Origin of the sequence: Caulobacter sp. UNC279MFTsu5.1 (assembly GCF_900114015.1) — a bacterium.
Lineage (GTDB): Bacteria > Pseudomonadota > Alphaproteobacteria > Caulobacterales > Caulobacteraceae > Caulobacter.
Genome location: NZ_FORN01000082.1, coordinates 1 through 12,099 on the forward strand (window position 1 = coordinate 1; position 12,099 = coordinate 12,099).

Sequence of the window (12,099 nt, forward strand, 5' to 3'; positions counted from 1 at the left end):
ATGGGTTGTCCGAATCTGCGCCCCGTTTCGCGCTTGTTCTCAGACAAAGAGCGAACTTGGCGCCTGCACATGATGCGGACCCGCTCAACGTCCGCTGTCGGGTCTGGGCCTAAGGGCGATGATCCACCCTTCTCAGACATTGTAAGAGCCTGCTTGTGGGGGATACGCACGGGACCCGACACCGATCCGCCCTGGTTGGCGTTGGGCGTCCGGTCGGGCGCCATGCTGAACCGACACAAGCTGTCGGTCGCCATTTAGGGTCACGTCCATTGCCAACCTTACGCGAGGATCGCGCTTCCACTAAGCTTGGCCACTTGTGCAACTGAGACGAGGACAATCAGATGGACATTGCTGCTGGATTGTCCGCCGCAACGGCTGCGCTAACGACTGTGAAGCAGCTGGCTGAGATCGACAAAGCGCTTTCGATCGGTGAGCTGAAATTGAAAGTGGCTTCGCTCTACTCCGACCTTGCAGACGTTCGCATGGCTTTAAGCGATGCAAAGGAAGCACTGGCCGAAAAAGATAAGCGCATAGTGGAACTAGAAGCTGGAAAATCCAAAGCTCCAGGTAAGAGTTGTCCATCTTGCGGCGTGTTAGACTATCGGATCGTCACAACTGCCCCACACCCTGAATTCGGCGTTCTCGGCGGAAAAAATGTGACGAGAGCGTGCGGCTCGTGCGGCTTCTCCGATACCGACCTAGAGGTACCCAAATAACGCGATCAGCGACGCGGCGTGCCCCTTTCCTATTCGCTTCGTATCAAGCGGGCCTTCGCGACTCTAATTTTCTTTGGAACGCCGAGTCCGGCTTTTGTGGCGAATTGGTCGGACGGAAGTCGGGCGAGCGCCGCCTTTGGACGCAGGGGGAAGCTTACCCGGCGCTTTCGCCACTGGCGTGGGTAGCGCCCATTCATCAAGGTCGAGATATTCCCGAGCCGGCTCGACCTGCAATCCGCGCATGTACGTTTTTACCAGCCGCTTATTAGGGGCATCGAACGTAATGCCGCCCAACAAACAAGCTTCAGCCACATGGGGCTGCTCAGTGACGATCTTCATGTAAGTCGTCTTGACCAAACGGATTACGTAGCGCCGCAGGAAGGCAAACTCCGAATTCCGTTCCCCTTTAGGGTTTTCGTGAACGCCAAGGACGTTGAGCAATAATCCGATAATGCGGATCGATTTGAAATCTCCATACCTGCGCACATTCTTGAGTTCATGAATGATTAGACGCGTGAAACGTGCACGGATGATCTTCCAAGTCTCCGATCGGTGCGTAAATTCGTTGAGGCCGCTCCAGAAGATATTATGGTGGATCGCCCAAGCCGTATCAGTGGGCTCTTTGACCGCGGCGGCATGGGTGAGGATCTCAAGCAGAGCATCGCATAGCTCATCGGTCAGATCGCGCTGATGGTACTTGCGATGCCCAGTAAGCACATGGCGCCGGGTCGGCCGGTTCGGGCTCTCGTCAATCTGCCCGACGATCTCATCGATTACCGACATCGCAGAGTCTAGCTTGTCAGACTCCTCGCGCCACTGACGCCACTCTGTAATTCCATCAATGCGATAGAGCGTACCGGTCGAATTGACGATGTGCTCAATCGCGCGGTTTATCGCCCGGGAACTGTGGTGGAAACGCTGGACTTTTAGATAGTCGGCGGTCGTTGTGGTGATCGCGCGTCCATAGGCTTCCCACTCCCGCGCGGTTAGACCGTCTGTGTCGCGATAGTGGAGGTCGATGGCGGACGCCATTGCTGTCGAAGAGTTTTCGACAAGGTCATAACAACCGTACATAGCCCGAGTGAACGGCTGCATTTGTCCTAGCAAGCCGGAAATACCGTACCGATCCTCATGGTATAGACCGGAGTCGTGGTTCTTAATCGCCTCAATGGTGATGTTCTGCGCGAACCCGCCTAACGGAGCGAAGTAGACCTCTTGCCTCGCCGCCTCGTCCATCAACGCCATGGCCGTGCCGGGTGAAGAAGCGATGAGTTGGCGGCAGAAACGTCGATTGGCGATCAGTCGCAGCAGGTCAAAAGCGTACTTCGTCTCTTCCGGGATTTCCTTAGGGGCCTGGCCCGGAGGCGGAGGCTCAGCCGCCTTACAAGCCGCGACAATCGCCGCAGACGAACGACGAATCTCAAGAGCGATAGCGGGCGAGACCCCCTCGCCACCAAGGGCAAGCCCTCGATATACCGCCTCCGTAAATTTCCGCGCGTTGAAGCGTCCAAAACGTGGCGGACGCGCAAAGGCGAACATCAACCACAGCAGCACTGCCAGAAATAGAAAGCCGCCCAGGATGGCTTGGATCGCTACTTTCGGCACGGCCCATGGCAACGAATACCACCCAAGCGCAAACCAAAGGTCGTTGAGCAAGGAGGCTCCGCCGACCAGAATAATAGCCGCTAGTGTGAGGCCGCCCAAGGGAATGGGCGCAACCGCGATCCTGAAACGATAGAGGGGGTCGGATTGAGTGAAGACGAGGGCAAGGAGCGCTAATCCAGTTAGAAAGTCGGGGAACCCGAACAGGCTTTCCCCTGATCCCACAGGTGCCCGAGTGAGGCAGACGTTGGCGATGACCAAACAGGCTGACGCCATGCGCAAAATCCTCACAGCCTTCCAAGGGGAAAGGAGATGAACCTAAGCCATCAGTTAGTGTCAGGCGAGACTTCGAGCATCGGCTATCGGACATGAGCGACATTCTATCAGATCCGCCGCGTACTTGACCCGGTGCTTGTCCGGTTTCCACCCCGCGCGGACGGTCAGAACGTCCGCTTCTCGGCGGTGTTGGCGCTCCCCATCGCGGGTCGGGTGCTTCCCTAAGCCGACACAAGCTCTCTGTGGCGATCTAGCCGTTGGGATCGCGCTCGGCGCGATTACGCCCTTGCACGCCAAGGTGTCCGGGAGATGTTCTCTGACCGACTATGACACCGTAGAGGGGGGCTCGACAGGCCAGGTTGGCCGCTCCATGGGAATGTTCATCAGGAGATTATGGGCGAAAGCCAAGCGCTCGCCGATCATCTGCCTCAGCGTCTGATTTTCTTCGTCCGTCGCCGTGCGGTCTCCGATTTCTTCCGCAGCGGCATCGATGAAGAGTCGAGCAGAGCCGACGGTCACCCAAGGCGACGGTGCTGATTTGTAAGAGCCGTGTTTCGCGCGAATTTAGGGCCGGAATAATGGCGCTAATCACGCCGTCGTAGAAGCTGGGCTGCACGATCCCCCGGTTGGTCTCGGTGCCTAAGAACATGTCGCGGCCCAGCGGATAGCCACCGATCAGCACCCGATCACCGACGCCCACGTCTTGAGACCGGCCCCAACGCACTACCGGCGCATCATAGGGATGGGTCTTGGTGGCCACTGCCGGACAGATCAGTATTCCGACATCGATGTTGGGATTCCCGGCGTCGTGACGCGGATCGATGAAGTTGAGCTTGGTGATGATCCGTCGGCGTATGCTCACCACGTCGCCATTTTCCAATTGCGAACGCGTTTCGATGTAGGCGTTGCCACCTTTGACATCGAGCGCCTGGCAAACATGCCAGCAGGTTAGAAGCTTGCCCCGACCGGCCTGAAAGGCGGTGCCTACGACGTTCATTAGGTGGGTTTCGTGCTCAGCAGTTCCGGCGCGCACGGTCGTCAGCGCCTCGCTAATCGGTGGAGCAACGTCGAAACTACCGACGGGAATGATTGACCGCGCCAGTTCGGAGATACGCGTCTTGCGGCCGAAAGAACTCCAGGGGATGAGGTTGAACGCCTCCTTCGCTGTCGGCATCTCGCACATCTCTCCAGGAACTGGTGCAGACTGTAGAACCAAAGCTTCACCGCTGACCAGCTTGGCGTTAGGTTAGTGAATCTTGCTACCCCAGCGGTAGCTTGTAGGGCGAGGGATGCCATTGAAGAAGCTCGTCTTCATCGCCGCATGCATACTAGCCGCGACCACTTCGGCCGTTGCCGCCCCACAGAAAACAAGGCCCACCCCCAAACCTGCTGTGGCGAAGCCGCGAGCGGGTCCCGCTCCGGCTCCGAAGCCGCACGTTATCCCCGAGACAGGAACGCTGACGAACGGCGACCTGGTTGCAATCGCTAAACTCGCCGCCAAAGGTTCCGCCGATCAGTTCAGCGACGATCCGTCTCGGAAGTATCTCGGTCGCGATTTCATCGCCGTTTTTGGCAATGATGAGCTCCGTTCGAGCTATGATAAAGAAACCAAGACGCTCACGATCAGCACGAGTGAATACAGCAAGGGATGGGAACTCGACGGAGAGCGTAAATATAGCGAGTACACTGGCCAAAATTCCTATGGTGCCAAGGCCACGATCACCAAAATCGAGGGCAAAATTTACGGCGTCGAGATACCTGGCAAGCAATTTTCAAGGAAGCCCTTCAAATTTTTAACACAGCTGGACGGTGAGGCGGCTCGCACCCTGAGCAAAGCTGTTCTTTTGCGAATTTCAGGCACTATCAGAGAGGCGACCGGGGTCTACGCTGACAAGGGTTCGATCGTTAGCAAGCCCGCAATCCTGCATGACGCCACGATCTCAGAGCCAACAGACACATTCGTCATGCAATATTTCATTGCCGCCGATATTACGAAAGTTGAATTCATAGACCCGCGAAGTGGTGAAGTGATTTACACAACCACCGACATCGACAAATACAACTGATGGGTCCGTTCGATGTAACTAAAGAACTGATTGCATCTATTGGAGATGAGCCTTTACGGACGCTTCTCCGCAAACTTCTAGAAGCTGAAGCCGTCCAACGTGGGATAGCGCTATCAGGCATCGCAGCGGGCGGGAACCAGACCGCAGGCGACAGCGGAATCGATGCATCGATCGTATGGACGGGGCCGCCCAAACCCGCGCATTGGTTGCCGCGTCGGCGCATCGTATTCCAATGCAAGGCGGAGGTTATGGCAGCCGCTGCGCTCACGAAGGAAATGCGCCCCAAAGGCAAGGTTCGACCTCTCTTTGCGGAACTCGCCAAGCAGAACGGCGCCTATATCGTCTTCTCGACCGACGACGTCGCGAACACGGGCTATCAAAAGCGTCTAGCGGCAATGACCGAAGCGCTCGCCGACGTACCGAATGGCGAGCGCGTCCATTTGGATTTCCTGGGTGCAGATCGGATTGCACGCTGGGTCAATCAGCATCCCGGGATCACGCTCGACGTTCTCGAAGCGGCAGGGCGATCGGTGCGCGGCTGGCGGCCCTACGGCGGCTGGTCAACCGCCAACCAGGAAACGACGGCCTATTTGCACGACGAGAGTTCGCGCGCTCGGGTTGGCGGCAACGCCGTAGAGATCATTGCCGCCATCACCGCAATGCGCCGGGAACTTAGCGTTGCCGGCGGCGCTGTGCGCCTGGTTGGAATCTCCGGGATGGGCAAGACGCGGTTGGCCGAGGCGCTGTTCGACAGGGCGTTAGATCCTGCGACGGCGATTGCGCCGAGCCGAGCAATCTACGGCGATTCAGGCACGGAGCTTGGCGTGGGTTCCGCCCTACTGGCGGAGCAACTGGTCGCCAGTGGCGTCGAAGCTGTGATCGTCGTCGATAACTGCACCGCCCGTCTGCACAGCCAGCTCGCCGAAATTGTGGGGCGCGCTGGCAGTCGTTCGAGTCTCCTTACTATTGACTATGATGTCGGTGACGATCAACCGAGCAACACCTTGGTCGTTTCACTCGGCGACAACAGCGATGACGTACTTGCGGCTTTACTCGAAAAGCGCCGCCCGAAGCTCTCGGTTGCTGATCGCCGCCATGTAGCTGAATTCGCTGGCGGCAACGCCCGCGTCGCCCTCAAGATCGCGGAAGGCGCCGAGGACGGAGTCAGTCTTGCCAGCCTCAACGACACCGAATTGCTCGGCCGATTGTTTCAATCGGGGCGTCAGGATCAGGATGCTCATGCACGGCGCTGTGCCGAGGCCGCATCGCTCGTCTACGCCTTCTACATGGAGCGCGGCGACCAGAGCGACATTGAGTATCCCATTTTGGCGGGTGTCGCCGGCGTGTCGATCGAAGAGTTCTACCGACAAATCGCCATCTTCCTCGATTGGGGTATCGTCCAGCAGCGTGGCCCGCAGCGTGCGGTCATGCCCCCGCCGATCGCCAATATGCTCGCTGCCGAGGCCCTGCGTCGGCTCGAACCATGTGCGTTAATCGCAACATTCGACACTGGTCCGCCCCGCCTATTCGCATCCTTCGCCCGACGGCTCGGCTTCCTCCATCATATTCCGCAGGCCGTAACGCTTGCCGAAGCGCTCCTCGCCGATGGACAAAGGCTAGGTCAGCCGCATGATCTCGCAAATGCCGACCTAACTGCATTCCTCAACCTGGCGCCGGCAGCTCCGGAGGCTGCGCTCGCCGCAATCGAGCGCACGCTCGCTGGCCCTCAGCGTGGCGCCTTCCTTTCTCCTGATCGCTCCGATCGTCGCGAATTTGCGGAGCTACTTGTCCATCTGGCGTATGGGGTGGACCTGTTTGCGCGGGCGATGAATGTGCTTCTTGCGTTCGTCGTCGCTGAGCCGGCTGACGCCGGCAACAATTCAGTGCGCACGCATTTCTTGGAACGGTTTTGGATCGTCCTGTCGTTCACACTTGCCGATTTGCCGATGCGGGCTGCTTTCATTGATCGACTTGTCGATGATGATGACGAGCGCGTCCGCAGTGTGGGCCTTGATGCGCTGAATCACATGGTGGAGACGGGACACTTTAGTTCGTCTCTGGGCGATCGTTTCGGTACCCGCCCACGCAGCCGGGAATGGCGGCCCCGCGGCATTGAGCAGACGCAGTGGTTCAGGTCCGGATTGGATCGTCTCATTCGAGTGGCTTGCAGCAATGCGGCGGGGGCCAACATCGCGCGGAGGATTGTTGCCAACCATACCCGAGAACTCGTGAATTCTGGTTACGCCGATCTCGCGCTCGACGCTGTGCAGAAGATCAGCGACGGTCGATATTGGGATGCAGGCTGGAACGCCGTTTCTGAGGCGCTGAGCTTCGATCGCACCGGTTTTGACACTAATCTTCGCGCGCAAATGCTGGCGCTGGAAACAAAGCTTCGTCCTTCAAAGCCTGAGGAGCTTTTCGAAGCCTTCGTTCTCGGTGAGCCGTGGCGCCATTGGCATCCGAGAGGACGGGAAAAGCACCCGGTCCGAAATGTCGCCAAACTCGCGCAGGCCCTCGGGAAGTGCTTGATCCGTCGGGGACTGGTGACCGATGGCCAGATCGAACTCGCACTTGGAGTAGAAGGCCAGACCAGCGTCTACGACTTCGGGGAGGGTTTGGCGAAAGCGGCGAAAGACATTCCCGCCGAATGGAATCGGTTGCTGTCGGCCTATCGCGCAAAAGCGGGCGGCTCGCGCAACCCGACACTACTCGCCGGCTTCCTGAAGGGCGCGGCACGCCGCGATACTGCCTGGGTTGACGATCAACTCGATGCGATGGTCGAAGACATCGATTTGCGCGCAGACATCGTTTTTCTGCATCCCAGCATGGCGCTCGGGAGTCAGGCGATGCGTCGATTCTCGCACGCGCTTTCCGCTGGCGTCGTGCCGGCACCGAGCTTTCAAGGGCTCATGTATGGGGGCGTGACGAAATCGATCCCGGCGCCGGATCTCAGCGATTTCCTTGCGCAACTCTACGAAGCAGAGAATGGGGCTCTCTCGGCGCTCAAGGTGCTCCATATGCGGATCTTTGGCGACCGGAGCGACAAACGTGAAATTGCGCCGGAGTTGGTCGTGCTCGGCCGCGCCTTCGTGTCCAATCCGCGTACCTATGAAGAGGCTCATGCGCGTGAAGACTATGGAATAGCTTCAATCGCAAAGCTTGCGCTGCTGGGCGACGGGGGGGCTGACACCGCTGTTGCAATCTGCAGAGCCATGCGGGGTGGCGGTCGTTCCAATCGCCAGCATGTGCGCGAATTCGATAAAGTCTGCGCGCTCGTCAGAGAGCAGTATCTGCGCGTCGTACTAGACGAGATCGTCATCCATCCGGAGGCTGGTGACAGTCTCATAGGGCATTTTTTTGGTAGTTCAGCGCGTGATGATGACGACCGGCAACAGAATGTCGTCGCTATCGATGCTTCGGTAGCACTCCAATGGGTCGGCGAAGATTCATTGGTCCGCGCGCCGCGTCTCGCGTCCTTCATACCCTATAGCGTGTCGAACGCAGACACGGGCGCTCTTGAGTGGGTGCCCTTGGCGCGCGCCTTGATCGATACAGCTTCCGATCCGATCGCCGTGCTCAATGCGTTCGAACGGCGGTTTTGGTCAGGCTCAAGCAGCGGCTCCTTTTCTAGCCGGTTTGTCCGGCGTAAGCCGCTTTTGGCCATCCTCGCGGACCATGATAATCGATCGATCCGGAACTGGGTACGACAGGCGCAACAGCGGCTCGATGACGACATTCGGCGCTGGGATGCGCACGACCGTGGCCAAGAGAGCCGATTTGAATAGGTATCGGCCGCCTAACGAGCGGCTGCTCCGGGCGGGATAGGCGACGGCAAGATTGAAGCGTCCGGGGCCAGCGCCCCCTCACGCGATTGTCTGCACACTGGAATTTCCAAGACCAACAGCGGCTGGCTTGGTCTCGCCGCGAGGCCGGAACCTTTCTTTTTCTACGCCACAGTTGTCCCTAGCCCCGGCCACGCTTGCCGCTTGAGGCCATGAGCGCAAGCTGACGCCATGGACGACCACCTCTTGGATTTCGAGATCCGGCCGGGCCGCATCCGCAGCGACGGACGGCAGGCCGTAGGGCGCGGAAAGCGTCTCTCGCGCCTCGTCGCCAAGCCTGCGCGGACGGGCTCGCGATCGAGCGGCCATGGCCCGACTAGGCGGTCAGGCTCACCCGGCCGATGCTCGCGGATCGGCCGAGGCCAGGACGCTGCCAACGCGATGAGGTTTCGTAGGCTGGGCGCGGGCTATCGCCGGGTCGTGATCAAGACTCGGATGGCGGCTTTGAAGCTCGGGAGCCAGGCGGCCGGCGCGCATCTGCGCTACCTCGTGCGCGATGGCGTCACCCGCGATGGTCGGCCCGCCAGCCTCTATGACCGCGACGGCGAAAGCGTTGACGGCGCGGCCTTCACCGCGAGGGGCGCCGGCGACCGCCGCCAGTTCCGCTTCATCGTCGCCCCCGAGGATGGCGCGGACCTCTCCGACATGCGCGCATTCACCCGCGACCTCATGAGCCAGATGGAGCGCGACCTCGGCACCAAGCTCGATTGGGTGGCGGTCGATCACTTCAACACCGGCCACCCGCACAGCCATGTCGTGGTCCGGGGCAAGGATGCGTTCGGCAAGGACCTGATCATCGCCCAGGACTATCTCACCCATGGCCTTCGCCATCGCGCCCAGGAACTGGCGACTTTGGAGCTTGGGCTGCAAACCGAGCAGGAGATCGCCAGAAAGCGCCAGGCCGAGATCACCGCCGAGCGCTTCACGGACATCGACCGCGGCCTCGTCGCCGACATGACCGCAGAGCGCACCATCGACATGCGGCCGGCGGCCGGTCAGGTCCGCGCCGATCGCGACGCGACCTTGCGCCAAGGTCGGCTGAAGACTCTTGAGCGCATGGACCTCGCCGAGCAGGTTTCCCCCGGTGTCTGGCGGCTCTCCGAAGATCTGGAGCCGACCTTGCGGGGCCTTGGCGAGCGCGGCGACATCATCCGCGCTATGAGCCGGGCCGTCAGCCGGCGCGGTCGAGAGGCCAATCCCGAGACTTTCGTCGTCGACCCGGCCGGCGAGCCTTCAACCCCCAAGGCCGGGCGGGTGATCGACAAGCGCCTGACCGACGAGTTGGGCGATCGGGTCGGCTTGGTGGTCGATGGGATCGACGGCCGGGTCCGGCATGTCGAGGTCGATGGCGATACCGCCGCCGAGATCCGCATCGGCGCCGTTGTCGAAACCGGCACCGCGCCCGCCAGCCGCCCGGCGGACAGAACCATCGCCGCCCTCGCCGAGGATGGCGTCTATCGCCCCAGCGATCACCGGCAACGGCTGGTCAGCGGTGAGATGAAGCTGCCGCCCGGCGCCAACGCCGACGATCTCGTCGAGGCCCACGTCCGCCGGCTGGAGGCGCTACGGCGGGCCGGCGTGGTGGAGCGCTGGAGCCAGGACGCCTGGAGCATTCCCAAGGACTTCGCGACGCGCGCCGAGGCCTTCGAGCAGGGCCGGCGGTCGCAGGTGCGTCTGTTGTCGGCCTTCGACCTGGAGAGCCAGATCCGCAGCGACGGCGCCACCTGGCTCGATCGCCACCTTGTCGGCGGCGGGCGCCTTGAGACCGCGCCGCAGGGCTTTGGCGGTGAGGTCGAGCGCGCCCTTGATCGACGACGGGAGACCCTGCTGCGCCAAGGCCACGCCACGCGCGGCGCCGATGGCGCTTGGCGCGCCAGGTCGGGCTTGCTGGCGACGCTGGAGCGCCAGGAGGTCAGTCGTCGGGGTGAAGCCATGGCCAAGGGCGGAAGTCTACCGTTCCGAATGCCCGAGCCGGGCAAGGCCGTGCGCGGCAAGCTGGTCGATAGCGTGCAGCTGGCGTCGGGCAAGTTCGCGGTGATCGAGGGGCACATGGACTTCGCGCTGGTGCCGTGGCGGCCGGTGATGGAGCGCTATCGGGGCCGGGAGATCGCCGGGACGGTGGAGATTGGCGGGACTATTTCCTGGCAGCTCAGACGCGGCCGGGGCCTCGGGATCTAACGTCCGCCGGTCTCGTCGGCGTCGAACCCATGCTCACCCGGCTCGAACCCCTGATCAGAGAGCGACGCGCCGCTGGTGAGGCGCCGGTTCAGGGCTTGGATGAAGGCGCCATAGCGCTTCTGGCCCAGCGCCCGCGTCGCCGCCTCGTCAGCGGCCGAGACGACCGGCGTGGCGCCAAGCCAGGTGCGGATGAAGATCGCCAAGGCCTCGTTGCCGACCTGGGCTTCGCGCTCCACGCGCTCCATGTGCTTGTTCATTCGGTCCAAGCGGCGCAGCAACGCCGCCTCCGTGCGCTCGGCGCCGTCCGGCGACATGAACGAGGCCAGGGCCGCGCGGACGATCTCCGACTTGGGCCGGCGGGTGCGGATCGCCAGTTGATCGAGCGCCTTGGCCAGATCGGCCGGCAGGTAGACCTTGGTCTCAACCTTCATGCGGCGCTCCCGTCGGCAAGACCCAAGCGCTTGCGCGACAGCCAGGCGCGATGACGGGCGCGGCTGTAGGGCGATGGCGGTTCGGCGACAGCGATCCGGCCGCCGACATGGCGCCAGTGATCGGGACAGACGCGCTCGGGGTTGATGCCCAGCGCATCGACGGCGTCAATGGCTTCCAGGCCGGCGCGGGCCTTCACCCAGGTCTTTAGGTCGAGGAGGATTTCGGCGCCGGGGGTGACGAAGGGAACGTGGCCGAAGGGCTCGCCCGGTTCGATCGCGCGAAGGACCCAGAGGCGCGAGAGGGTCGTACCGTAGTCGCCGGCTTCCCACTGGACGAGGGCGAAGACGGCACCGGGGGCGAAGGTGACGGTGCGGCGGCGGCGGTCGTTGACGGTCTCGCCGATAGGCCGGCCGAAGCGGACCCAGCGCTGGAGGCGGTCCTTGAGCCAGATCAGTTCAACGGTTGTCGCTGGAGGTTCTGCATGAGGCATGGCGGCGGCTCCTGGCCGCCATTCCGCCGGTTAGGCCGCGAGGTCCGCAATCCCCCGCGCACGCCTGGCGTAGAAAGACAGGCTCTGGCGAAGAAAAGGAAAGAAAGGGAGACGTCCGAATTTCCGCGACGGCTCGGCAGCAGACCTTCCCAACTTCAGAGAGGGGTGGGAAACGGACGTTAGCTATCCGTGCTATTCCCCTCGTCGTTGTCAGCTTCGCGCTGCGCGGCGGTAAGCTCGGACATGAGTTGATCGGCATCGACGGGCTCGCCGTCTACCGTAGCGGTCACGTTTCCACTGGCGTCTATCGCAATGACGGCTGGCTTGGGGCGTTCCGGCTCTGTGGGCGGCTTGCTCATCCGCCAACCATGCGCCACGGCACCGCGATGCGGAAGCCCCCAAGCGGGCATTCCCAACGACTAGGGTCGAAAATGGGAATTGACGCTTGCGCCGGAAGCGGACCCTTGACGTCACCGCCTGGGAGCAGACCTTCCGAC

At 61.5% G+C, this 12,099-nt stretch carries 8 protein-coding genes; 4 read left to right on the forward strand and 4 right to left on the reverse strand.

What is annotated here, in order from left to right:
- The first annotated feature begins 341 nt into the window (after positions 1–341).
- Positions 342–716: a hypothetical protein gene (locus BM066_RS26220; protein WP_143093816.1), complete on the forward strand. Its 375-nt coding sequence runs from the start codon at positions 342–344 to the stop codon at positions 714–716.
- A 63-nt stretch (positions 717–779) separates the two neighbouring features.
- On the opposite strand, the gene BM066_RS25260 is transcribed toward BM066_RS26220, so the two are convergent.
- Together BM066_RS25260 and BM066_RS26225 are read right to left on the reverse strand one after the other, a co-directional pair.
- Positions 780–2,594, reverse strand: coding sequence for a hypothetical protein (locus tag BM066_RS25260; RefSeq protein ID WP_018061616.1), 1,815 nt, complete (start codon positions 2,592–2,594; stop codon positions 780–782).
- A 391-nt stretch (positions 2,595–2,985) separates the two neighbouring features.
- A complete protein-coding gene (locus BM066_RS26225; RefSeq protein WP_218150948.1) occupies positions 2,986–3,768 on the reverse strand; it encodes a serine protease family protein in 783 nt (260 codons plus the stop codon).
- A gap of 121 nt (positions 3,769–3,889) precedes the next feature.
- On the opposite strand from BM066_RS26225, the gene BM066_RS26230 reads away from it, so the two are divergent.
- The 3 genes from BM066_RS26230 (at position 3,890) to BM066_RS25275 (ending at position 10,680) form a co-directional block, all read left to right on the forward strand.
- Positions 3,890–4,660: a hypothetical protein gene (locus BM066_RS26230; protein WP_143093817.1), complete on the forward strand. Its 771-nt coding sequence runs from the start codon at positions 3,890–3,892 to the stop codon at positions 4,658–4,660.
- Entirely contained in the window at positions 4,660–8,445 is a 3,786-nt protein-coding gene (locus BM066_RS25270; protein WP_143093818.1) for a hypothetical protein, read from the forward strand. Before BM066_RS26230 ends, BM066_RS25270 begins: the two co-directional genes overlap by 1 nt.
- A 438-nt stretch (positions 8,446–8,883) precedes the next feature.
- The gene (locus BM066_RS25275; RefSeq protein WP_018061612.1) at positions 8,884–10,680 is read left to right on the forward strand and encodes a DUF3363 domain-containing protein; all 1,797 of its coding nucleotides are present in this window, start codon (positions 8,884–8,886) and stop codon (positions 10,678–10,680) included.
- On the opposite strand, the gene BM066_RS25280 is transcribed toward BM066_RS25275, so the two are convergent.
- Positions 10,677–11,111, reverse strand: a complete 435-nt coding sequence (locus tag BM066_RS25280; RefSeq protein ID WP_018061611.1) for a ribbon-helix-helix domain-containing protein — start codon at positions 11,109–11,111, stop codon at positions 10,677–10,679. The genes BM066_RS25275 and BM066_RS25280 overlap by 4 nt on opposite strands.
- Positions 11,108–11,602, reverse strand: a complete 495-nt coding sequence (locus BM066_RS25285) for a DUF2840 domain-containing protein (RefSeq protein ID WP_018061610.1) — start codon at positions 11,600–11,602, stop codon at positions 11,108–11,110. Before BM066_RS25285 ends, BM066_RS25280 begins: the two co-directional genes overlap by 4 nt.
- Between the last annotated feature and the right edge of the window lie 497 nt (positions 11,603–12,099).